Source organism: Sporolactobacillus sp. CQH2019 (assembly GCF_028765345.1).
Classification (GTDB): Bacteria; Bacillota; Bacilli; order Bacillales; family Sporolactobacillaceae; genus Sporolactobacillus.
On the sequence record NZ_JARAJZ010000009.1, the window covers coordinates 118,787 to 142,265 of the forward strand.

At 43.7% G+C, this 23,479-nt stretch carries 20 protein-coding genes; 3 read left to right on the top strand and 17 right to left on the bottom strand.

What is annotated here, in order from left to right; genetic code table 11:
• Nucleotides 1-84 precede the first annotated feature (84 nt).
• On the top strand, nt 85-963 hold the full coding sequence (locus OYT88_RS13850) for a glycyl-radical enzyme activating protein (protein WP_274400848.1): 879 nt from the start codon (nt 85-87) through the stop codon (nt 961-963).
• A gap of 951 nt (nt 964-1,914) precedes the next feature.
• Here the strand turns inward: OYT88_RS13850 and OYT88_RS13855 are convergent.
• The 3 genes from OYT88_RS13855 to OYT88_RS13865 form a co-directional block, all read right to left on the bottom strand.
• Nucleotides 1,915-2,112 carry a hypothetical protein gene (locus OYT88_RS13855; protein WP_274400850.1) on the bottom strand — a complete coding sequence of 66 codons (198 nt, stop codon included), beginning with the start codon at nt 2,110-2,112 and terminating at the stop codon, nt 1,915-1,917.
• 134 nt (nt 2,113-2,246) lie between these two features.
• Nucleotides 2,247-4,124, bottom strand: coding sequence for an ABC transporter ATP-binding protein (locus OYT88_RS13860; RefSeq protein WP_274400851.1), 1,878 nt, complete (start codon nt 4,122-4,124; stop codon nt 2,247-2,249).
• Nucleotides 4,121-5,854 (bottom strand): ABC transporter ATP-binding protein, encoded by a 1,734-nt coding sequence (locus OYT88_RS13865; RefSeq protein ID WP_274400852.1) that lies wholly within the window; start codon nt 5,852-5,854, stop codon nt 4,121-4,123. Before OYT88_RS13865 ends, OYT88_RS13860 begins: the two co-directional genes overlap by 4 nt.
• A 52-nt stretch (nt 5,855-5,906) precedes the next feature.
• On the opposite strand from OYT88_RS13865, the gene OYT88_RS13870 reads away from it, so the two are divergent.
• A complete protein-coding gene (locus OYT88_RS13870; protein WP_274400854.1) occupies nt 5,907-6,089 on the top strand; it encodes a hypothetical protein in 183 nt (60 codons plus the stop codon).
• Here OYT88_RS13870 and OYT88_RS13875 read toward each other — a convergent pair.
• The 10 genes from OYT88_RS13875 to OYT88_RS13920 all read right to left on the bottom strand — a co-directional run bounded on the left by OYT88_RS13875 (nt 6,086) and on the right by OYT88_RS13920 (nt 18,491).
• Entirely contained in the window at nt 6,086-6,907 is an 822-nt protein-coding gene (locus tag OYT88_RS13875) for a WecB/TagA/CpsF family glycosyltransferase (RefSeq protein ID WP_274400856.1), read from the bottom strand. The genes OYT88_RS13870 and OYT88_RS13875 overlap by 4 nt on opposite strands.
• A gap of 688 nt (nt 6,908-7,595) precedes the next feature.
• The gene (locus OYT88_RS13880) at nt 7,596-7,730 is read right to left on the bottom strand and encodes a hypothetical protein (RefSeq protein ID WP_274400857.1); all 135 of its coding nucleotides are present in this window, start codon (nt 7,728-7,730) and stop codon (nt 7,596-7,598) included.
• Between the two features lie 83 nt (nt 7,731-7,813).
• Nucleotides 7,814-8,494 (bottom strand): ABC transporter ATP-binding protein, encoded by a 681-nt coding sequence (locus OYT88_RS13885; protein ID WP_274400859.1) that lies wholly within the window; start codon nt 8,492-8,494, stop codon nt 7,814-7,816.
• Between the two features lie 936 nt (nt 8,495-9,430).
• Entirely contained in the window at nt 9,431-10,423 is a 993-nt protein-coding gene (locus OYT88_RS13890; protein ID WP_274400860.1) for a GDP-mannose 4,6-dehydratase, read from the bottom strand.
• Nucleotides 10,420-11,412: a GDP-mannose 4,6-dehydratase gene (gmd, locus tag OYT88_RS13895; protein ID WP_274400861.1), complete on the bottom strand. Its 993-nt coding sequence runs from the start codon at nt 11,410-11,412 to the stop codon at nt 10,420-10,422. Before gmd ends, OYT88_RS13890 begins: the two co-directional genes overlap by 4 nt.
• A 392-nt stretch (nt 11,413-11,804) precedes the next feature.
• Nucleotides 11,805-13,025, bottom strand: coding sequence for a glycosyltransferase family 4 protein (locus tag OYT88_RS13900; RefSeq protein ID WP_274400862.1), 1,221 nt, complete (start codon nt 13,023-13,025; stop codon nt 11,805-11,807).
• Entirely contained in the window at nt 13,026-14,456 is a 1,431-nt protein-coding gene (locus OYT88_RS13905) for an O-antigen ligase family protein (RefSeq protein ID WP_274400864.1), read from the bottom strand.
• Between the two features lie 319 nt (nt 14,457-14,775).
• Complete coding sequence (locus OYT88_RS13910) at nt 14,776-15,675, bottom strand: glycosyltransferase family 2 protein (RefSeq protein WP_274400866.1); 900 nt, start codon at nt 15,673-15,675, stop codon at nt 14,776-14,778.
• A 21-nt stretch (nt 15,676-15,696) separates the two neighbouring features.
• Nucleotides 15,697-17,079 (bottom strand): oligosaccharide flippase family protein, encoded by a 1,383-nt coding sequence (locus OYT88_RS13915; RefSeq protein ID WP_274400867.1) that lies wholly within the window; start codon nt 17,077-17,079, stop codon nt 15,697-15,699.
• Between the two features lie 1,031 nt (nt 17,080-18,110).
• Complete coding sequence (locus OYT88_RS13920; RefSeq protein WP_274400868.1) at nt 18,111-18,491, bottom strand: MerR family transcriptional regulator; 381 nt, start codon at nt 18,489-18,491, stop codon at nt 18,111-18,113.
• A gap of 507 nt (nt 18,492-18,998) precedes the next feature.
• On the opposite strand from OYT88_RS13920, the gene OYT88_RS13925 reads away from it, so the two are divergent.
• A complete protein-coding gene (locus OYT88_RS13925; RefSeq protein ID WP_274400869.1) occupies nt 18,999-19,514 on the top strand; it encodes an NAD(P)H-binding protein in 516 nt (171 codons plus the stop codon).
• A gap of 559 nt (nt 19,515-20,073) precedes the next feature.
• On the opposite strand, the gene OYT88_RS13930 is transcribed toward OYT88_RS13925, so the two are convergent.
• The 4 genes from OYT88_RS13930 to OYT88_RS20950 form a co-directional block, all read right to left on the bottom strand.
• A complete protein-coding gene (locus tag OYT88_RS13930) occupies nt 20,074-20,919 on the bottom strand; it encodes an aldo/keto reductase (protein WP_274400870.1) in 846 nt (281 codons plus the stop codon).
• A gap of 148 nt (nt 20,920-21,067) precedes the next feature.
• Nucleotides 21,068-21,484, bottom strand: a complete 417-nt coding sequence (locus OYT88_RS13935; protein WP_274400872.1) for a cupin domain-containing protein — start codon at nt 21,482-21,484, stop codon at nt 21,068-21,070.
• Nucleotides 21,485-21,527: 43 nt separating this feature from the next.
• On the bottom strand, nt 21,528-22,295 hold the full coding sequence (locus OYT88_RS13940) for a carboxymuconolactone decarboxylase family protein (RefSeq protein WP_274400874.1): 768 nt from the start codon (nt 22,293-22,295) through the stop codon (nt 21,528-21,530).
• A gap of 707 nt (nt 22,296-23,002) precedes the next feature.
• Entirely contained in the window at nt 23,003-23,431 is a 429-nt protein-coding gene (locus OYT88_RS20950) for a flavodoxin (protein WP_443217517.1), read from the bottom strand.
• Nucleotides 23,432-23,479: the final 48 nt, after the last annotated feature.

Here is a 23,479-nt window from a genome sequence, read left to right on the forward strand (position 1 = left end):
ACAACTTATACATATTTCAAGCGTAATAACCATGATATAATTATAAAAGAAAAATAGTGTATTAACAGAAGTGAGGTTTTAAGAATGGAAACGTTTTCTGAAAATAAGCTGAATCACACATTTCACAACGAAAAAAAAGACTTAAAGGGACTCATTTTTAATATTCAGAAGTTCAGTATCAATGATGGAGAGGGTATACGTACCGTTGTTTTTTTTAAGGGATGCCCGCTGAGATGTGCTTGGTGTTCGAATCCTGAATCTCAGAGAGCCCGGCCTGAACAAATGCGCGACGATACGCACGGGGGTTTTACAACGGTCGGAGAATATATGAGTGTCTCGGAAATTATGAAAGTGATCAGGCAGGATCGTGATTTTTATGAAGAATCCGGAGGCGGTGTCACCTTTTCCGGCGGAGAGGTCCTCAATCAGGCAAGGTTCGCAATTGAACTTGCTAAGGCGATCAAGAATGAAGGAATTCATCTCGCCTGTGAAACAACCGGTTATACGGCACCAAGTTTGTTTAAAGAATTCATTAAATACATGAACTTTATGTTTTTTGATGTCAAACAGTGGAACAGTCAGAAACATCATGAGGGAACAGGTGTTAATAATGAATTAATTCTTCAGAATCTGCAGACTGCTGTAAAGGCCGGAAAGGATCTTTTGGTCAGAATCCCTGTCATTCCGCAATTTAACGATACATTGGGCGATGCCATTCATTTTGGCGAGCTATTTAATAAGGTGGGAATAAAAAAGGTTGAATTGCTGCCCTTTCATCAATTCGGTCTCAAAAAATATGATCAGCTTGGCCGAGAATATATGTTGAAAGATGTTGCTCAACTGCATGGGGAGGATCTTCTGGACTATAAAAAAATGTTGAACAAAGCAGGCATCGCGGTCAAACTGGACGGGATATGGTCTCCTGGTACAGATTCTGTCGCTGCGCGAGAAACCAGAGACTGAATCAGTGCTTCATCCATTTACCATGAAATCGACTCGCCTTCAGAAGTGGATTCAGAGGTGATGTATTTGCAGTTAAATGTGATCTCGACATGGCTGAAGGGGCATGTAATAATAAATCGGATTAAAATCTGAATCGCATAAGGGCGGCTGTAAAATGAGAGATCTGTCCATTTTGATTTTCATGACCCTTATTGTCGGGTTACTGGTATGGTCCGGTTTATCCGGAATCAGGATCTTTTTCTTGCAGGCCCGCGGGCTGCCGCGATTACCCTCGGCATCATCGGCTTGCTGCTCTGTATGCTAGGCGTCAGTAAATTCATATCTGCAGCACCGGCACACCCCGCTGTCCATTCTGGGCTATTTATTGGGTACAGTCGCCGCAATCGCAGTTTTATCGCAGATATTTAAATGGGAGCTGCCATGGGTAGGAGATCCGCGGACAGCTCTGATTGTTCTCGCTGTCTGCATGATCGCAAAATCGTTTATCGCAAGGTTCTATTACCTGCTGAATAAATAAGGATGGAATCTCTATAAGAAAAATCAAATTCTCGAGGCTGCCGTTGCCTGATCTTAGATAGAGAGCCCTGATAAGCCGGAGCCGGACGGCAGCGTGGAGACATGATAAGCAGCAGAACCGGGCTGACCATAACCATAGAAAAATGAATGACTGCACTGGTGCAGATGATCAGATATTCCAAAGGTTAAGTTCTGAAAACTCACACCGCCGCTAAATAGGTAACCTACCCTATCCTTATCGCTTCTTCCTTCAAACGGCTTGATCCGATTTTTCTTAAAAAAGCATGCAGACCGTGGCCATTCAGATAGTAATCTTTTTATAACTGTCCATGAATTAATTAATCCGCAGAATATCACTCAGGGTAACAATAAATCTGTAAATCTTTTTTTATCTAATAAAACGTATTTTTCGTGAATTTTTTTCAGTCTATGTGTTCATGCCTCCATCGAGCCGCATCCGAAATCTGTACCTGGATGATCAAACAATCCGTATATAAATGAAACGAAATTTATTCCGCCCGTTCCTTTATGACCGCGTCCTTTCCCGACCAACGCTTTATCTAAAAATGCTTCATTAATTTTGTCTCCATTTTGATAAAAAGCTTGTTTCAACTGCCCGATGCCTTCGTACATGAGACTTTGACCGCCTGCCTTGTCGAACTGACCTTAGTGGTGGGCGGAAGAAAACGGAAAGCAATCATCCCTTTCATTCGCAGGGCAGGACCCCCGTCGCAAGGATGGCATTTAAGAAAAACCCAAATCAGCTTTTATGAGTATGAGGGTTGAATACTCATTTGTTCCCCATCCTCCCCGGTAAACTGGCTGTTAAAGAGTTCGGCATAAAACCCGCCTTTTTCCAGCAGCGTTTTGTGCGTTCCCCGTTCAATGATCCGGCCGTGATCGACAACAAGAATGAGATCGGCTTCACGGATCGTCGATAAACGGTGGGCAATGATAAAGCTGGTCCGATTTTTCATCAACGCCTTCGTCGCTTTTTGAAGATGCAGCTCGGTCCGCGTGTCCACGCTGCTCGTTGCCTCATCAAGAATCAGTATCGCGGCATCGGCCAATACCGCCCGGGCAATAGTCAGAAGTTGTTTTTCCCCTTCCGAAAGATTAGTTTTTTCCTCATTCAGTACTGTGTCATAACCGGCGGGAAGAGTACGGATGAAATGATCGGCGTGAACAGCTCTGGCTGCACCGATGATTTCCTGCTCCGTCGCCCCTTCTCGTCCGTACGCAATGTTGTCCCGAATGGTCCCCTGAAACAGCCATGTATCCTGAAGGACCATGCCGAACAGGCGATACAGGTTTTCCCTCTTCAGTTCATTGATGTCGGCGCCGTCGATCGTTATCCTTCCCCGGTCGCATGCATAAAACCGCATCAGCAAGTTGACAATTGTTGTTTTTCCCGCACCTGTCGGACCGACAATCGCTACCGACTGACCCGGCCGGACATCAAGGTTTATGTCTTCGATCAGCGGCTGATCCGCTTTATATCTGAAAGTGAGATGTTCGAAGCAGACACGGCCCCTGGGATCAGTAATGACTTCCGTGCGCCGATGGTCGCCTGCTTCTTCGGTCTCATCGAGGATCTCGAAAAGGCGCTCGGCAGAAGCGATTGTAGACTGGATAATATTCGAGATATTGGCAATTTGGATTAAAGGCTGGCCGAACTGGCTCGTATACTGAATAAACGCCTGTATATTGCCAATAGCAATCGTACGGCCGGCGACAAGAATGCCGCCGAAAATTGCGATCAGCACATAACCGATATTGCCGACAAACGTCATCAGCGGCATCATCATCCCCGAAAGAAACTGCGCTCTCCAGGCCGAATCGTATAAACGATCGTTAATCGCTCTGAACGTCCGTATCGATTGGGATTCATGACCGAAGGCTTTGATAATCAAATGCCCGGTAAACATCTCTTCGACGTATCCGTTGAGCCAGCCGATGTTCTCCTGCTGCTGCTTAAAATATCGCTGAGAAGGCCTGGCAATCAATAGTATGCCGACAAGGCTCAGCGGAATGGTCAACAGCAGAACCGCTGTCAGCAGCGGGCTGATCATTAACATCATCGTGATCACGCCAAGAAAAGTGACGATGGCCGTGATTGATGCTGTGAGGCTTTGCTGCAGCGTGTTGCTGATGTTTTTTGAATCGTTGACCACCCGGCTGAGGACGTCGCCATAAGGATGAGAGTCAAAGTATTTCACCGGAAGCCGATCCAATTTTTCGCCGACCTGGCGGCGAAGAATATAAACGATCTTTTGCGAAATGCCGCTCATCAGATATTGCATGATATAAGTAAATAATGAACTGAGTACGTACAAAGCCAGCAATATCAGTACTATCCGGCCGATATAGCGGAAATCGGGATGCGCTCCCGAAAGGCCCCTGATTCGTCTCATCATGCTTCTAAAAAGTTCTGTAGTAATATTCCCCATCAGCATCGGTGCAATAACCGTGAAAAGCGTACTTATAACTGCCATGGCAAAAACAGTCGCCAGTACTTTCCTATGCGGCCGCAGATAAGTCAGGAGTCTTTTAAACGTCCCTTTAAAATTCTTGGGTTTTTGCACCAATTGCGGCGGCGCCGGTTTCGGCTTCTGCACCTTGCTGTGAGAATATTTTCCGCTCATAACGTTTCCTCCCTGTCCATTTGCGAAGCGACAATTTCCCGGTAGACCGGGCAGGATGCCATAAGTTCCTGATGCGTGCCGATGCCCGCTGTTTTTCCTTCATTTAAAACGATAATTTGATCAGCATGGACGATGGTGCTGATCCGCTGAGCAGCGACGATCACTATTGCAGAATTTGTTATTTTTTTCAATTCTGCTCTCAATTCCATATCTGTTTTATAATCCAGTGCCGAGAAACAATCATCCAGCAGATAAACGGCCGGTTTCCTGAGCAGTGCACGGGCGATCGCCAGTCGCTGTTTCTGTCCGCCCGAAAGATTTTTTCCGCCCTGACTGATCAACGAATCGCAGCCGCCTGCCATCTTCCTGACAAAATTTTCAGCCTGGGCCAGGCGGATTGCCTGCCAGACTTTCTGATCCGTCGCTTGTTCATCTCCATACCGGACATTTTCAGCCACCGTACCGGTGAACAGTCCGGTTTTCTGGGGTACGTAGCCGACCATGCCGCGCAATCTTTTCAGAGAGAGTTTCCTGATATCGACGCCGTTGAAAAGAATATTTCCGCTTTCAGGTTCATAAAATCTCAAGATAAGATTCAGCAACGTTGATTTCCCCGCTCCTGTGCCGCCTATAACTGCCGTCGTTTCTCCCGGGCGAGCTGCAAATGACAAATGGGAGAGGGCCGGCTTTTCAGCACCGGGATAATAGTGTGTTACATCTTTGAACACGATGCCCGGTTCACTGTCTGCCGGCGAAAGATGAACCCTTGCCCCGTTATTATCGGCAGCGGTTCGGATATCCAGCACCTCATTGATCCGCGCGGCAGAAATCTGGGCTCTCGGAATCATGATAAAGAGCATCGCGCCCATCAGAATGGAAACCATGATCAGCATCGCATATTGTATAAAGGCCATCAGATCGCCGACCTGAATGGCGCCAACGTCGATACGCATGCTTCCGAACCAGACAATCGCAATAAGCGCTAGATTCATAATCAGCATGATCAGCGGTACGGCCGCCGCCATGATTTGATTCACGCGAATCGCGGTCTGTGTTATTTCACGATTGGCCCGATTGAAGCGGCCAAGTTCGTGTTTCGTCTGATTGAAAGAACGAATAACGCGGATCCCCGTCAATATTTCGCGAAGAATCAGATTCAGTCGATCCGTTTTCACCTGAATTTGTTTAAATAACGGCAGCCCCTTTTTGGCAAGGACCAGGATAGAAAGGAAAATAAGCGGCAGCACCACAGCAAGGACAAGGGATAACCGGGCATCTTTATAAACCGCCATGATCAACCCGCCGATACACATCAATGGCGCCGTAGCTATCATTTTAAGAATCATCATACAGACTTGTTCAACTTGGGCAACATCATTTGTCGTCCGCGTAATCAGGGAAGCCGTACCGACTTGATCGAATGCCTGCAGCGGGAAAGCTTCCACGCGCGCAAATAATCGGTTGCGGACGTCGCGGCCAAAACCGGCCGCCGCCTTTGAAGCCAAATAATTAGCCGTCAAAGTAAATCCTCCGGCCAAAAGCGTCACAAGCAGCATGACGATTCCCAACTTCCAAATGTAAGGCAAATCCTTTTTGACAATACCCGTGTCAACAATTTCCGCCATGATAGTCGGCAAAAACAGATCGGCAAGAGATTCTAAAAAGACAAAAACGAGTGAAAAAACAATCGGCCAGCGATAGGGCAGCAGATATTTTGATAAACGAATCATAACTTGCATCCTCCGATTCGGGCTGATTTCCATTTTATCTAATCCGGGCAGAATGAAAACGATTCCGCTATTCGGCCTGAAGAAAGGGGAAGAGGATCTTTCTCTTTCTCCTTCCTTGTCCGAAATGGAACGCACTCGTTCGGCATTCAGTCCCGGTCCTCAGGTTCTAAAAAGGCGGCTCACTTTCCCCGATTCCCGCCTGCTTAAATATGACGGGACGCTTCTCGGTTCTTAAGATCCCAGACCGCGATCACCCTTCCTGGAACGCGGTTTCCGGCCAGCCCGTTTCAGCTTCTGCCGGGAGTTCTTTTTTTTCAGTTCATCGAGGATCAGAAAAAGAAATCGAGTATCAGTCATTAAATATCGCCTGAACAGTCTTCGCGGCTCATGAACAAACCGCCAGAACCATTCCAATCCAGTCCGCTGCAGAAGGTGCGGAGCTCTTTTAAAAATTCCGGCTTCAAAATCAAAAGAAGCACCGATTCCTAAAGAAACCGGAACCTTGAGTTGACGCAGATTATTAAAAATCCACTTTTCCTGTTTCGGGGTTCCGACGCCGACAAACAGAATGTCCGGTGATGCTGCATTGATCATTTTAATAATTTTTCGGGTTTCTCTGTCATCCCTTTCAAACCCCAGCGGCGGTGAATAAATGCCGACGATATTCAGCGGGCCGAATTTTTTTGACAAATTGTCGGCCGCCTTTCGGGCAACACCCTCGCGCGCTCCTAAAAAGAACAGCTTTACCTGTCGTGAAACAGAAGCTTTGCAAACAAGCGGAAAGAGATCGGAACCGGATACTCTCTCTTTCAACGGCTGTCCCAGCAATTTAGACCCCCAAACTATCGGCTGCCCGTCAGCCAGGATAAGTGCTGCATGATCATAGACTTTTTTAAACTCATCGTCAGTCTGAAGCCTCATAATATGATCAACATTGGGTGTGACGACATAATCATAGGAATTTTTATTAGTACCCATTTCAATCACATATTCTGCAGCCTCTTCTAAGCCGACATTGTCAATTTCAATCGAAAACATCGCGATTTTTTTCATGTTTGCACCTTTAATTAAAAATAGCCGTATAGTTATTTTTGATTCTTGAAACCGTTCATTTCACAAAAATCGGCTGTTATCCGTCGCTTGACCGGCTTTTCTTGACCGCTTCGATGTCAAAAGTCCCGTCGTGAACGCAGAAAGGCTTATCCGCGGGCTTCGGTCATTGACCGCGGGGACTGAACCGTTCGCAAATAAATTTCGGGTTTCTCAAAGTCCCAGCGGCTTGCCGCTTAGCGGCGGAGAAGCCGATACCAGCGAGACAATCATTTCTAATAAACCGCTTAATAATGATCAAACAGATAATGCAGAAAACTCAGTTGAAATAATACAATAATGTCCTCGGCCGCCCTATGATTGCTAATGCCGGCTGCTGCGGTAAACAGTGCGCCCATCGGCGTCTGGACGATCGACGACATGGCTCTTTCAGAAAATCGTTATAAAGCGTTGCGTGATTTCAAGATTCCGATTCTCCCGATTCCAGCAGCATCCGGCCTTACACAGGATCATGACTGTTTTCGATAAAATAGCTGCCGTGCTTATTCATTTGGAGGGAAAAAGGATCCTCCGTCTCAATCGCTGCATGTCCCTTATACCGATTGGAACGGAATTGGGCAGCTAGACTGTCTGAATGGCGGATAGATTTTTCAGCTTATTAAAAAGCTTTCTTACTCCATCACTCAGAACCTTATATGTGTGCAGTAGCTTTTCGTCCGGAAAATTCATCCTGTATCATGCTGGATGCTTTATTATGCGGCGCAGCGATGATCGCAATCTCAAAGATGGCTGTCGGCGCGCCCATGAGGTAAGAAAATTTCTCCATTTCTTGCTCCTACTTTTAAGAACCGTTTATATGTCGTCGGCTGTCTTTCAGCCGGGTTACTGCACCCTGACCGCTGTCTTTTTTTATCCGGCGGCACGCCGGACACATTCAATCTTGCCGTCTTTCATTTCAATAACCTTATCCCCCAACTGGGACAGCTCGGAAGAATGGGTGACAACCAATACAATTTTGCCTCGTTCTGCGATTGACTTGAGAATCGCCATCACTTGCTTTGAACTCTTGGAATCCAGCGTTCCGGTCGGCTCATCCGCCAGCATAATATCCGGGTCGTTGGCCAGGGCTCTGGCGATTGCCACTCTTTGCTTTTTTCCGCCGCTTAATTGACTGAGTATGTAATCATATCGGTTCTTTAACCCCACGCTGTCCAATAACGCTTTCGCTCTTTTTCCCCGCTCGCTTTTAGGTATTTTGTTTGAGGTCATACTGATTTCAACATTTTTTAAAGCTGAAAGGTGCGGAATCAAGCTGAAACTTTGAAAGATGAACCCTATATTTTTCGCTCTGAAGCTCGACCAATCCTTTTCAGAGAAACTTTTGACATCTTTTTCATTAAAGAGATATTCTCCCCCGTCGTAATCGTCAAGCCCGCCAAGAATATTAAAAAGTGTGGATTTCCCGCAGCCCGATTCGCCGGTCAGGCAGGTCATCTCTCCGGGAACTAATGTAATATTAATGTCTTTTAATATTGGGATACTTTTTTTGTTTAAAGTGTAATGCTTTTGCAGATTTTTAATTGAAATCAAGATGTCTGTTCCTCCTTAAGACCGGCAAAAACGTTTTTTAGAAGATGAAAGGCCATACCGTTCTTCACACAGTGGCCGATGATATTTCAGGATGGAAGCCCGCCGCTGCAGACCCTCTGATTTAAAGTAACAGTGCCTTAATTAAAAAAAATGAGTGTCAGGAGAGAGTCACCATAGGAAGGAAAAACTCCTAACACCCATTTTTCTCTATCTATGAAACCAGACAAGGAACCTTTTAACCAAACGAATCACAGAAGAGATTCGAGTTTCGCCAATACTTGGTAAAGAATAACGCCTAGAGTGCTCAATAACATTTGAATCCGACCTCTTTCTTTTTTTTATTTACCGATGTAAAATAGATAAGTAACTTAAAATAAGTAATGAACTTTCAGCAATTTTAGAGAAGGGATTCAAGCTTTGCCAACAATTGATAAAGAACGACGCCTAATGTGCTCAATAACATTTTCTTGCCTCCTTTTCTCTAAATCATGTATTACCAATGTGTGACATCTATTACGTTTTTAGAATATCATTCAAAAAAAGCGCTTTCAACATTCAACTGTCGTAAACACTAAGTCCCAATTGGTAATTTAATTACAATTAATGTTTCCATTTTAGGCGAATGGTATTAACTTTTGGAAATTTTTATAAAAATAATAGATAATATGTTAAAAAAATCACAGAAAATGCGAATAGAGCCGTACATTTTTTTAAAAACTTTTACCTATTCCATAGATAGGAAAGCCTGCTTATCAATGTTTCATACGTAAAGCCCAAAGATTTGCCGACAAATTGTCAAGCAAAAAAAGAGGGAAGAAAGGCACCTATCTTCAGTTTGCTTTTTTAAATAACGAAAACTTAAGTTCGCATTAAAAAAGCCCAAAAGAAGCATCGACACCTCTTTTGAGCTTTGACTATTCACTTTGCTGCAGCCATTTAACTTTGACGGGAACCCGAAGTTTTTGAAGAAATCGCAGACAAATCAGCAGGGCGTCGGCTTGCCTTACTCCTCCACCAGTTGAGAGTTGTTAATAAACAGCCGTCGATATCATAGCGAGGCAACCAGCCGGCAGCCTTCTGAAACTTGCTCCCGTCGCCGGCAAATGACTTGACTTCTGCCGGCCGGAATCGTTTTTCATCTCTGGCAATATGAATGGTCATCGCGGAAAAGGCCAGGATTTTATGTAAAAGATAGTTTATCGATATGGGATTCCCCGATGAGATATTATAGATGCCGGCCGGAATGTTTTCGCTGACCGCCCGTTCGTAAGCAGCAACGATATCATCAATCGGCAAAAAGTCGCGATAAGTCGAAATATCTCCGACCTTGATGATCGGTTTGATTAATCCCTGCTCGATTAAAGCCACTTGCGAGCAAAAGTCACTGATAACAAAACCCTTTCGCTGACCCGGCCCAAAATGATTGAATGGCCGCAGATAAACCACATTTAAATCATTTTTTTGTGAAAGCTGAACCGATAGCTGACTGGCGGCAAATTTGCTTACGGCATAAGGATTCTGCGGATAACACGGGCTTTCTTCTGTCAACAGGCGATGCGTCTTTGCGGCTGCCCCATATTCTTCACCGGAGCCGACGATAATCAATTTGCAGCGTAGGTCCTCCTCAAGAATCGATTGAATGAGATGCAGAGTCCCGATGGAATTAATCTCCATTGTCTCCGTGGGTTTCTGCCAGGCATCATATATATTGCTTTGAGCCGCCAAATGAATGATCGCATCGGGACGGACCGCACTCAGCACGTAATGAACGCTCATCACATCTTTTACATCCATCGGGAAAACAGTATTCACTTTATTGCTTTTTATGCCGGAATGAGTCGTCAAATAGACGTCATAGCCATCCCGGGCCAATTTTCTTGTTAAATGCCGGGCGACAAAGCCTCTTGCTCCTGTTATCAGCACTTTCATTGCAGAACACGGCTTTGCTGCATTCCTTTGGCCACTCTTTCTAAATCGGCATCCACCATCATCCCAATAAGTTCTTCCAGTGAGGTTTTCGCTTGCCAGCCTAATTTTTTGCACGCTTTCTTCGGATTTCCCAATAGCACTTCAACTTCCGCCGGCCGATAAAATTTAGGATCAACTGTGACATAATTCTCATAATTTAACCCCACTTTATCAAAAGCGATCCGGCACATTTCTCTGACAGTAGCTGCTTTTCCCGTAGCCACGACAAAATCATCCGGCTGATCCTGCTGAAGCATCAGCCACATTGCCGCAACATAGTCTCCGGCAAAACCCCAGTCCCGCTTTGCTTCAATGTTGCCAAGCCTCAGTTCATTTTGAAGGCCGAGTTTAATTCTTGCGGCGCCGTTTGTCACTTTTCGGGTGACAAATTCAATTCCCCGAAGCGGCGACTCATGATTAAACAGAATGCCGTTGGACGCATGAATGCCGAAACTCTCCCTATAATTTACAGTGATCCAATAACCGTACATCTTGGCCACACCATAAGGGCTTCTGGGATGAAACGGTGTTTTTTCAGATTGCCTCGATTCTTGAACAAGCCCGAACATCTCGCTAGTCGAAGCCTGATAGAATCTGATCGACGGATCAACCCATCTGATCGCTTCAAGGATATTCAGGACGCCGACGCCAGTCACCTGAGCAGTCAGAATCGGCTGCTGCCAGGATGTGCCGACAAAACTCTGCGAGGCCAGATTATATACTTCAGTCGGAGCGGCCAATTTCAATGTGCGAATCAGTGACATTACATCGGTCATGTCGCCCTCAATCAAATCGACCTGATCAAGTATTTGCAGTTCTCTTAATCTCCATTTCGTATCTGTGCTCCTTCTGGCAATCAGGCCGTAGACCTTATACCCTTTTTCAAGCAGAAATTTTGCCAGGTAAGCGCCGTCTTGACCCGTAATGCCGGTAACTAGCGCTGATCTCATCTGCATTACCCCTTTTTCACAAATTTATAGTCAGTGACTCACGTATGGGAGTTGAAAATCAAGGTCAATTCCCCGGTCCTATTGGATTAACCCCTTATAGAGCAGGAATAAATATTATACCAATTTGGTAAAATATAGGCACTCTGCCGGCCTGTTTTCCGTGTATTCTGTTTACAAGAGCAAAGAAACAGCCTGCATATTCATGTCCCGATTTTATTGTCCCGCAAAGATTGAACTTTCTTAAATCAAAACCGCATTCTATCAGTAAAAGGCTTCGCCGCTCTTATTCGCATACAGACTTCCTTGCTGAACGCAGAGGGCACCCGTCCCCGTCAGATTCTTAAAGCACTGAATTCGGCTTTTATCCGCCGAATGGTCAGTTTTTGCCGTGATCATAGGACCTTTTGACCAGACTGCATAGCCGCATGCTCCGGCAGCGCCCTGTCCAGTTTCTCGCTCAAACTGGCATTCGAATAATAGTTTTCATACGTCAACCTGGCATTCATTTTTATTTTTTCCCTGAGATCCGGACGTTCGGATAACGTTTTGATCGCATCCAGAAATTCTTCCCCACTGTCCGCGATCAAGATATTGTCTTCATCCGTCACCAGCCCCTCTGCGCCGACAGCAGTTGAAATCACGGGCAGACCTTTGGCGAATGATTCAATGATCTTCACTCTCTGGCCGCTGCCGATAAATAAAGGGACAATGCCGATATCGCATTTTCGGATGTAATCATTCATATCTTTCACATATCCCGTGACCGTCACATTTTGCTTATTTTGGTAGGCCGTTAATTCTTTCGGCGGATGGGCTCCGCAAATGTAAAGATGATATTTTTTCGGATCGAGCCTTGGAAGGCAGTTTTCCAGAAACCAGAGCATTCCGTTTTTATTCGGATACCAGCTCATCGTCCCCATGAACAGCAAACGGATTTTATTCTGCTCGGGAGGACTGAACTGCAACATTTTTTCATCAATATGAATACTGATAACTGCGATCTCTTTTTTATCGCGGCCCAGCATGCGGGTGAAAGCCTGTTTGTCGGCTTCGCTCAGGGCAATAATACGGTCAGCCCGGCGAAGCATGTCCTTTTCAAATTTTTTCAGTTTGATAAATTCGATATAACCGAGTCCCTTTTTTAGCGGATTCTTCGTTTGCGCGATAAATCTGCCGAAAATCAGGGATTCAACATTTTGCTGATCGAGTACTACTTTTGTCTCAAAGCAGTTATGATAGGCCATCATTGATAAATGATTGACATAGATCAAATCATATTGATTTTCCCGCTGAAAACGGACAATTTTATTCTTCATCTCATTTGTATAAAATTTTTTCACCACATAAGGCAAGGAAGAGAACGTGCTGAATAGATAGTCTTTGACAAACGCTAATTTTGATGTATCTTTGATCACCGTCTTGCAGACAACATCGATTTGACGGCTAACAGCACTTAAATGTCTTATGTATGCCCTTTCATTTTTGCTGTTAACAAAGGCCAGCAAGTCCACCTGATGATGGCGGGACAAGGCTTTTAAGGTGTTATAGGTTTTGATCTTTCCGCCGTTGTCCAATGGGTAAGGCAACAAATTATTCAGAAATAAAATCTTCATTCATGTTTCACTTCCCTGATCATGACTTTCATTTGATAAGTAAATGCCGGAAATGGTAAAAATCAGTCCTGCGGAAATGAAACTAATCGCCGACTCGCTTAGAAACGAAGCAGCCACCGTTCCCGCCAGAGCACTCGCCAAGATTAAAAAATCACTGTTTTGGCTCAAACAGTATCTTTTTACGAGTGCCGAAAGAACGGCTGCAATGAAAACAAAAAACAAAAGGGTTCCGACGATGCCGATTTGACCCAGCATCGCGCCGATAAAACTCTCTCCGGCACTCGTCGTATCCGCGGAGCCATTCGTGTTATAGAGACTGGCAAAATTGCCGCTTTTCCCTAAGCCGAGTCCAAACGGAAATTTTACGACCGTTAACAAATTGCTGGTAAGTCCGTTCAGATGTGCCGGCAGCGAAGAAAATTTCTGATAATTTGCCAGAATAATTACGAGAAAGAAAATAACAATATAGCCCATTGCCATACCGATCAACTGACTGAATCGATTTTTTTTCAAAAGCAAATAGACCAGTACGCCAATCGCCGTCGATATCAGCGCCCCTTTAGATAAAGTCAGCAGCATCCCTGTTGATAAAAGAAGACTGTACATCAGTCGCTTTCTCTTATTCTTAAACCGGTCTTTTGCAAGTACACTGTACAGAACCGGCAGGACGAGAAACTGGCCGAGAAGCGTCGGATCAGCAATGAACGACACCATTCGCCGCAGATCCGTTCCAATAAACCCGGAAAAATCAAACGAGTAAAAATTTCCGGGCAGCCCGTTGTTGCCGAATGCCCACAAAGTCATTCCCTTATCATCCATATAACGCTGAATCCCCAGCTTTATCCAGAACTGATCGCCCAACAGGAAAGTCTCGATTAAACCAAAAATGACGACAACGGCTGCGATCCGCAGATAATAAGGCATTATTCTTTCCTGTTTAGATTTGACGTAGAAGCCGAATAAATAGAGAGCCGCCGGAGTGATCAATTGCCGTCCCGAAACGCTTTTCGTAAATAACGGAATGCCGTTGAGAAACAGAAAATAGGCAATAATCAAAAAGATATAAGCATAAGCGGCCCAATTGACCAAACGAAATGTTTTTAGTTCAGCGCCGTTTCTAAAAAGGAAAAAAAAGACGATGCAGCCATAGACAAACAATTCCTTCAGCGATATAACGACCGTGACAAAAAACGATTGACCCATCCCCGAGAAAATGATGGCGATAAAATTTTGAAAAACGATCATGATGGCTAACGCATAAACGAATTTGTTATCATTTCCCCAACTGATAAACACCGTTATTATGAGTACGGCGAAAAGAAACAGCAAGAGCCTGAATGGAAAAAAAGCACTTAAAGTCCCTATCAGGAGGCTTAATAAGAGTATTAGAACACATTTAGCCATTTTTTCTTTTAAAAGCAGATGTTCCACAGTGATAGCATCCTCGTTGTTTTCATTTTCCGGGATCATTGACCTGCTAAAATTTCATATCCATCATCTCCCCTATCTCTCCGGATAGCTTTTTATCTATCCAAAATTTTCATCCTCTATTCTAAATCATATTTTTCCTTTTTGGGCAATAAAACCGTAATATGAATCATCAGTCTCATTTTCTCTCTTAATGGGCAAAAAGATGGAATGCTGTATAAAAGACAGGAACCTTTTCGCATCAGGAAAGGGAAGCAATTTCGATAAGAAAAAAGCAATCATTCACAAATGGATGGCAGTTAGCAGTGCGTGACTTTTATCACTAATTCAGTAGGCCTTTAATAATGTATTTAATTCTGATTATCTTTTTATCTTGTTTAAATCGATAAATATCCATGATTTTTCTAAGCGCCTGATAGTATTTGTAAAGAAAAGAAACACATATTTTTATTCTGTTCTGCTGGGTCTCCTTAATCATCCAATAAGCGTTTCGTATCTCATAGAACGCGACAAACGGTGCCTGTTTTTTTTCTCCGCCGGTAGATATGGAAACTTTATGAAAAATAACCGATTCCGGCCTGTAAATCATTTTCCATCCGCCATTCCTTGCCCTTAAATTCCATTCGGCCTCTTCAAAATATAAGAAGTATTTTTTTTTCATTAAACCAACCGAGTCAATTACTTCTCTGCGGACAAGCAGACTGCATCCGGTAATATAATCGACTTCTCTTCTCACATCATACTGCCCGCAATCGGATTCCCCGATGCCCGGATGTCTGGCCCTTCCCGTGAAGGTATTGATTTTCCCGCCGGCAAACCATATTGTCCGTGTCCCATAATAATAAATTTTCGATCCTGCCATACCGGTATTCGGATCCGTATCCATTTCTTCTACTAAATAGATCAAACTATCGGGTGAAACGACCGTATCATTATTCAGCAGCCAAAAATAGGAATAACCTTGATCGTAAGCCTGTTTAATCGCAAGATTATTTCCGCCGGCAAATCCTAGATTTTCAGTGCTCTGAATAAACATGATCGCCATATTATATTGACGGTGCTCATAGTCTTCTTTTAACTTTCTAAAAGAATGATCCTGTGAATGGTTGTCGACCAGGAAAACACAGAAATCTTTATAATCAAGCTTATCGACAGACTGCAGGCATTCCGTCGTATCCTTGTAGTTGTTCCAATTTAAGATGATTATAGCAACTTTGTTCAACATCCGATCCCCCAATGGCTTTCAAATCACGCCGGTCTGTTTATTTTTTTTATTTAAAAAGGTCTGTCTTATATGCAATAATTCTTTTTTATAGCCGGCGGCGCTTAAAATAGAAACACCCAAATAAAAAGCGAACAAATTAAAAAAGAGAGGAATCGAGATGACACATACAGCAAACACCACAAGAAAGCTCAAAATAAACAAAATATCTTTTGTACCGACAGGAAGATAACGAAAATCTCTCATCGCAATTAGAAATAACAGATAAAACGAAAAGGCGGTAATAAACGAAATGATTCGATAATCATGGACAAAGCGGCTCGCAGTCAGCATGAGAACAGCGGAAATAGCCAGGACAGCGGCCATTTCCAGAAAATACTTCTTTTGCTTCCTCTCGATTTGATATAGATTGACGTAGATGACATTGAAAATGATCATAGCAGGAATGGCGGCAAATAAGATTGAGACAATGCTTAAAGCCGGTATATATTTCGGAATGAAGTCTCTAACAATGATTTCAAAGACAAAATAGCTGCCGCAGAGCAGTGTTCCCAAAATAAGCATCATCGTTTTTAATATCTGCATTTGTGCATGATCCCTCAATCTAGCCAAATATGGATAAAAAGTTGCCGTCAATGATGTAGTCAGTATGTTAATCGTCTGCATGATCGAAATCGCAAATGAGTAATATGCAAAGCTTGCAGTAGAATAAAAAGCTTTCACAAACCAGCGGTCGATGGAATAAAACGTGATGAAAGCAAAATTGCCGAGTGCGACGAAAATGCCGACGGCAAACAGTGTTTTGATCTTTTTCAGATCAAAACCCAGCCTGATTCCTTTTAACGGCATTCGCCATTCCAAGGCGATATAAACGATGTAATTAAGGACAACCCATCCGCCAACATAGGGCATTGCCGTCTGATACCTGAGAATGAACAGGATGACCAGTTGAACGAATAATGTCGCCCAGGAAGAAGCATACATAATCCGGGAATAAGCGGTGAATTCGCCGACGGCTTGAAAAACCAGTTTATAGAAAGTCACCAGATTGATCGGGATAATCGACAAAGCCAGTGCAATAAAAATCCAGTCACGGGATAAAATACCGATCAGCAAAGAAAGAATGGTGACACCGGCCTGAAAGAACAGCAAAAAAGTTTTTTCTTTTATCAGCTCATTCTTGTCGATTTCTTCGTATCGTCTGCCGCCATATTTCACAAAAATGCCGTCGATAAAACCAAAATGCAGGATACCGACATAGCTGACATAAAGTGTGAACGTTTTCAATTCAGCATAGGCTGTTAACGGCAGGAAGGCCGGAATCAGAAACCCGGTCACCATCCCGACTAAAACACTTAATAGATTGGCACTGAATACCTTGCCAATATCTCTGATAAGATGCATCGCACGTTCTCCTGTTTTTTGGAATGACGGCACACTTTTTGCAAGAAACAGGCCTTTTGTCACACGGCTCTGCATGGATCCTGCTCAAAAATTGCGGTTGGTGTCTCCGTCAACTGATTAACCGGCCTTTCAGCCTCGTAGATTTTGCCAGCAGTCTCTTTTTTATTCATATTTACATCATACATGACAAAAATAAAATTGATCAGAAGCGAAATACCTAGTAAATCATTGATTTCAGGCGGCGGCTCTTCGTTTCCGAGTCCCTCGATTCGGCCGATTATTGGCAATCCCGTTCATAAACCCTAATGAATGATTCAATTCAGACCCTTTTGTTATTTATCAATGATCGTTTTTTGCACTTGTGGAACATTTTTAAGATTTCGAATAGCTCCATCGCCAAATTTCAAGAAAACGGGGGTTAATGACCTGTTCAATAAGTGATGCACAAATCCGGGTTTGTCGCTTAGTGTCCTCATAAGGGCAATAATTTTCTTCCCAAGTAGCCAACATTTACTGAGCCGAATTCGGGCAGCATCGAACTTCGTTTTTGTTTGCAAGCTTATCCACTCTGGTTCAGCCTTAGTATCCGATTCTTATTTATGGGTTCAGGAATTTGTCTCCGGCTTTCTTCAGATTCCACCTCACGATGGATACCCTGGCCTCTGATTCACAGTTCCTGCTGCCAGGCCTGCAGCGACTTTCACCGCCTAGTTATTTACCCATGCCGGGCGCACAAGAAAACAGAGAAAAAAAGGATCAATCTTTTTCTCTCTGCTTATCAGTTTCGGATTTACGTCTCTGAAGTTTAAATCAACCTTACTGGCAATCCGTGAATGTAAAAAATAAGAAACCTGCTGCCGTCAATCTTGTGATTAGTAAGTGCTTCATACACTTTATTTGAAGATGTTCTTTCTTTAGAGGGGGCAAAAAGCCCCGAACTGCTGAAATACATTAGTGAGAATGTGAAGGTATTCAAAAATTTTTCTAATTCATCTTCATTTGTTAGATCGCTGAATTTTTAAATGAACCTGTTACTTTTTGGCTAACTTATGTTCGGCTTTTAATAATTCACCATTATAGCCTTCTATTTTACGATCCAGCAGTGCTAAGGTTTCTTGCATCGTGTGAATTTTAGCTGCTAACAGGTGCCGTTGTTCAAGAAGTAATTCTTTTCGCTTCTTTAAAGTCGTGTCACCTTGCTCAAACAGTCTTATATATTTAATAAGCACCTCAATTGACAGGCCGGCACTTCGCATGCATTTGACAAATTCAACCCATTTTAAATCCCCTTCTTCATACGCACGTATCCCCCCTGGGGTTCGATGAACCTTGGGTATTAGACCTATTCGTTCATAATAACGGAGTGTATCCGGAGAAAGGGCATACTTTTCACTGACTTCTGAAATATTCATTTAATTTCCCCCATCCACCTAATTCCTTCAGACAGGCACGATTTCACTCCGACACTTGTCAAAAAAATGGTTGAACAGTGCTGTGTTTTTACTCTTAGAAAAACTGTCTTAAACTTTTCCTGTCCGTGACAGACTATCTTTGCCATACGGCACCTGGTTTCATGCATTTTAAGCAAACGATTAATGCGGCACATTCTCGTCTGATTTTCCGACGATGACATTCAGCAACAGGTTCTTAAAATCAGCGGATCTCATTCTGATCATTTTCAACTATATCCTGGAGTTAGCTTTAAGTCAACTGCTTGTTTTAATTACCCCTCTGAGATTGGGAAGCGTTCACATGATTGAGAGTATGATCTCTGTTGATCGTTTTTCTAATCGGGAAAAAGAAAAATTATTGACTTAGAGTCAGATCCAAATGATAAGATGAATTTGTCCTTTAAAGAAAAGAGGAGTCTATGGATCGAAAGATTGACTTTTGAAAATAAAATGCGCGGGGGAATCTGGATGAAAAACGTGTTAATTCTAGGTGCGGCCGGACAAATTTCCCGACTGTTAACAGACGGGCTGCTGAAACAAACGGATGCAAAAGTGATCTTGTACGCCAGAAATGCAGCCGGGCGTTTGAAAGTATCAGAATCAAAACGGGAAATCTTCGTCGACGGTGATTTTAACGAAACGGATAAATTGGTCCAAACCATGCAAGGCGTTGACATTGTGTACGTTAATGATATGCGGTCCGAGAGAGCAACGCAGTCTATTGTTGCAGCAATGAACCGGGCCGGAGTGAAACGAATCATTGCCGCTTCAGTCCTCGGCATTTATCACGAAGTGGCCGGGGCATTCGGCAGATGGAATGAACGGATGGTGGGAAGTTCGTCATCTTTATACGCTGCAGCCGCAAAAGTATTAGAAGACTCGGCACTTGATTACACGCTTCTTCGTCTCACGTGGCTCTACAATCAGGAAGGAAATATAGCCTGCTCACTGACTCAAAAAGAAGAACCGTTTATTGGCGCGTAGGTCACAAGACAGGCGGTCGCCCAACTAGTCATAGATATCATTCAAGACAAAAGCGGGCTATATTCACGGACAAGTCTTGGTGTCAGCGAACCGAATACAGATTGGCCGAAACCTTCATTTTATTAAAGTTTTAGATGGTAAAAACAATCGGAAATTTGAAATGACGCATGCCGGAGGGATAAGAAATAGCTGAAGAAGCAGACTCGACCATAACCCTTATATTTCCTATAGGTAAAAAGCTAAAGTTAACACTGATTATTTTACAGGCGCAGCATACATGCCAGATGCTTGGTGCCTATAAATAATTTTTAAAAAAGAACGTGTGGTTTCTCTATCCATGCATGTTTGCGTTCATTTATGAGCAGCAGATAAAATAAAAAAAGCGATAAGTTCTCAGACAATATCCGAGAATTTATTGCTTTTTATTCACGACAAATTAGATGAACGTCATACCCTTGCGCCCAGACCTAAAAGGATACTATTAAGTACTTTGCAGGAGTTCTTGCTTCCTGCATTACAGCCTCCTCATCGAAGAAAGCCTGCTATCATGGTGTATTCCTTATAGTTTATGGCCAGTCAAAAGCTCTACAGTTTTAGGATCATAATGAGAGAAAAACGCGGTCTTTCCGGTATCCAGACCGGATATTTTTCCCATTTCCTCTGCTGTCAGTTCAAAATCAAATACATTGAAGTTTTCCTCCATCCTGTTTTTATGCGTGGATTTCGGAATAACAACAATCCCTCTCTGAATCAGGAAGCGCAGGGCAGTCTGCGCGATAGACTTGCTGTGATGCTCGCCGATTTCTTTTAATGTTGGATTGGTAAACAGCCCGTTTCTGCCTTCCGCAAAAGGGCCCCATGATTCAATCTGCGTACCGTCCTTCTTCATATATTTCTGAGCTTCGGCCTGCTGATTGAAGACGTGCGTTTCCACCTGATTCACAGCCGGAACCACATCGCTGAACTGAACAAGGTCAACATATCTGTCCGGATAGAAGTTGCTGATGCCGATGGCTCTTATTTTTCCCGCCTTATAAAATTCTTCCATTGCACGGTAGGTCCCATAATAATCATTAAACGGCTGATGAATTAATAATAAATCCAGATAATCCAGCTGCAATTTCTTTAGTGATTCTTCAATGGATACTTTCGCCCTATCATATCCTGCATTAGAAACCCAGACCTTGGTTGTGATGAACAATTCTTCCCTTGGCACGCCGCTTTTCTTAATCGCGCGTCCTACAGCCTCTTCATTTCTATAAACCTGTGCCGTGTCAATCGAACGGTAGCCTACACTGATCGCATCGAGAACGCATCTTTCACATTCTTCAAGATCCGGGATCTGATAGACACCGTATCCTAAAATCGGCATCTTGACTCCATTATTCAACGTCACATAGTCCACTTGTTTCTCCTCCTTAAATTTACCGCCTTAACTTATCGCGCTTGCCTTCACCCAAATTGCAGATCCCTTTTCGTTTGATCTTCCTAATACCCTGTTTTATCTTTCCTTCCGATTTGGATTTAACAGACACGATATACTCTGCTTACGATTATTTCAATTTTCCATAGATTTGATCCGTCACCGCTTCCAGCCATTCGTTGGAAGCCCCTTCTGCAGGAACCTCGACGGCCAGATGTGAGAACCAGCTGTCGGGCGCCGCTCCATGCCAGTGTTTCACTTCCGATGGAATATTGACCACATCTCCCGGATGCAGTTCCACCGCTTCTTTTCCCCATTCCTGGTAATAACCCCGGCCGCCGGTGACCAGCAAAATCTGCCCGCCTTTGTGATGGATATGCCAGTTATTCCGGCATCCCGGTTCAAAAGTCACATTGCCGATCGGAACGCCTGCAGTCGTCAGCATATTCAAATAAGCCTGACCAATAAAATTGCTGCTGAATGGTTCCGGCAATTTGTCTCCGATAGGAAAAATGACACCCTTGCTTAAATCCGTTGATTCACTCATGTTTATCGCCGCCATCTCCATTATTTTTTTGCGTCTTGCGTTTTTACTTTGTTTTCTCCATCTGATTCGCCGCTTCGTTGACGCAGCCAAGCGCATTAAGGCTCCTGGGATAGCCAATGAAGGGCAGGCACTGAGATATGATTTTTATCAGGAATACCTTGTCATTGCCAATACGCATATTGGCTGCGGCATGGCTGGTAAGCTGCGGTTCGCAACCGCCCTGGGCTGACAGAAAACAGAAGGTAATCATCTCGCGCATCTTATAATCAAGGCCCTTCCGCGTATAATAATCTCCGAAACAGTTGTCTGCCAGCCAGCGATGCATATGGCGCGATTCAGCCGGTCCGGATTTATAAAATTCTGCCATTTGGGGTCCAAAGATATCAACCTGCGTCTGAATGCCCTTTTCCAGACGGTTTTCCGCCGTTGTCGTCGCTTGTCCTTCAAGCGGCAGCTTAATTCCCTGAGCCGACAGTACATCATTGGTTGCATGCAGAAAATCAAACACTCTGCCGATGCCGAGGTAGGCCACCGCCTGATAGACGACCTCTTTGATTTCAACCGGAGTGATTCCAAAGTTCAAGGCGGCTGTCATCATCGCCTTGTACTCACTCACACATTGTGCGCCAATAAGTGTTGCCAGAACTGCCGTCATTCGTGTCCGGTCATCAAGGTCGTCACTGTTGACAACTTCATCAAAGGCGAAGTTGTCAAAGCGTTCGATAAACTCGGGATCTGTTTCTAAAAATTTTGATTTATATCCCGGAAACATTCTTTCACGATATTTATTTGAAAATTCAGTTCTACCCATTCTATTGCTCCTTTCCGACCAATGTTATCATTTTTCCTTTTTGACGTTAACATGCCCTGCCGATAACGAAAATCTTTGCCCCAACCTTAATAGGATTGTCAACTCGATGCTGAGCGATAAGGGAAGATTAAGTATTCCAGTAACGTACTATTTATTTATCCCAGCGAAGATCGAACTGTACACAGGCTGATCCCGGCTCGTTTGCAGATACTATACATATGCGGAATATCTTATGATCCGCAAATCCACAATTGAAAACGTTTATCCAGCCGCAAAAACAGCACAGATTTATGAAATCCATTGGGTAAGGATTATCGACAATAGATCGCCGGCAATAATATATTCTTCATCGTGTTTTTACTCACTTTTTATAGACCTTTTTCCGGTTTGGCCCCCATCAGTTATAATTGCTTACCTAAATATTGCTTCTAAAATTAACGTTATCATTTTGAGTTAACTCCAGATCAAGCTGAACATTAAAAAAGGGGGGATTATTTGTCATAGATCGTCCCTATCTGCCCATCTTATTGCCTTGCAAAACACCTGAAATCCGGCACAAAAATCAAGAGAATTTTATTTTTCCTTCTGATGTCAAACCGTTTCCGCATCATCTAATAGACATCTTCGCAAAATTAATATTCTTTGATGGTGATAGCCTTTAACGGGTGAATGCAGCCTATCTTATCATTCCGATCTCACGCAGCCAATTAGAAGCACCAGTCTGATAATTTTTCACTTTTTCGCCTTAGTTGTAAAACCTTTGAGAATAGGCGATTGTGGACAGAGTTCTGTAAAATCTTTAACGCTTTGCCCCGAACCATACCCCCATGCGTACTAAACGGGTCAACTGTTTTCCCTGTCCAATCGTATTGGGATAAAAATGTCTTGATCGGCGAAGCGATTGAACTCCGCCAAATAGGCGAGCCGACAAAGAACACAGCATAGAACTCGAAATTGTCGACTTTTGCGACCAGCGGATGTCTGTAATCTGAGTCCTGTTCCTGTTTTCCCTGTTTTACGATCTCATCATAATCACTGGGATATGAAAATGCGGGCACAATTTTGAAAACGGAACCGCCAACCGCTCCGTGGATTTGAACGGCAAGCTCAGTATATGGCCGGAACGTGAAAAACAGGCTACCAGAATTTTTGAGATGCCTTCACTAGGCCTTGCGGACTGCGTC

What these genes read in the sequence shown, in the direction of transcription:
- OYT88_RS13850 (WP_274400848.1), top strand. Translation starts at nt 85, where the DNA reads ATGGAAACGTTTTCTGAAAATAAGCTGAATCACACATTTCACAACGAA.
- OYT88_RS13855 (WP_274400850.1), bottom strand. Translation starts at nt 2,112, where the DNA reads ATGTACGAAGGCATCGGGCAGTTGAAACAAGCTTTTTATCAAAATGGA.
- OYT88_RS13860 (WP_274400851.1), bottom strand. Translation starts at nt 4,124, where the DNA reads ATGAGCGGAAAATATTCTCACAGCAAGGTGCAGAAGCCGAAACCGGCG.
- OYT88_RS13865 (WP_274400852.1), bottom strand. Translation starts at nt 5,854, where the DNA reads ATGATTCGTTTATCAAAATATCTGCTGCCCTATCGCTGGCCGATTGTT.
- OYT88_RS13870 (WP_274400854.1), top strand. Translation starts at nt 5,907, where the DNA reads ATGAAAACGATTCCGCTATTCGGCCTGAAGAAAGGGGAAGAGGATCTT.
- OYT88_RS13875 (WP_274400856.1), bottom strand. Translation starts at nt 6,907, where the DNA reads ATGAAAAAAATCGCGATGTTTTCGATTGAAATTGACAATGTCGGCTTA.
- OYT88_RS13880 (WP_274400857.1), bottom strand. Translation starts at nt 7,730, where the DNA reads ATGGAGAAATTTTCTTACCTCATGGGCGCGCCGACAGCCATCTTTGAG.
- OYT88_RS13890 (WP_274400860.1), bottom strand. Translation starts at nt 10,423, where the DNA reads ATGAAAGTGCTGATAACAGGAGCAAGAGGCTTTGTCGCCCGGCATTTA.
- gmd (WP_274400861.1), bottom strand. Translation starts at nt 11,412, where the DNA reads ATGAGATCAGCGCTAGTTACCGGCATTACGGGTCAAGACGGCGCTTAC.
- OYT88_RS13900 (WP_274400862.1), bottom strand. Translation starts at nt 13,025, where the DNA reads ATGAAGATTTTATTTCTGAATAATTTGTTGCCTTACCCATTGGACAAC.
- OYT88_RS13915 (WP_274400867.1), bottom strand. Translation starts at nt 17,079, where the DNA reads ATGCATCTTATCAGAGATATTGGCAAGGTATTCAGTGCCAATCTATTA.
- OYT88_RS13920 (WP_274400868.1), bottom strand. Translation starts at nt 18,491, where the DNA reads ATGAATATTTCAGAAGTCAGTGAAAAGTATGCCCTTTCTCCGGATACA.
- OYT88_RS13925 (WP_274400869.1), top strand. Translation starts at nt 18,999, where the DNA reads ATGAAAAACGTGTTAATTCTAGGTGCGGCCGGACAAATTTCCCGACTG.
- OYT88_RS13935 (WP_274400872.1), bottom strand. Translation starts at nt 21,484, where the DNA reads ATGAGTGAATCAACGGATTTAAGCAAGGGTGTCATTTTTCCTATCGGA.
- OYT88_RS13940 (WP_274400874.1), bottom strand. Translation starts at nt 22,295, where the DNA reads ATGGGTAGAACTGAATTTTCAAATAAATATCGTGAAAGAATGTTTCCG.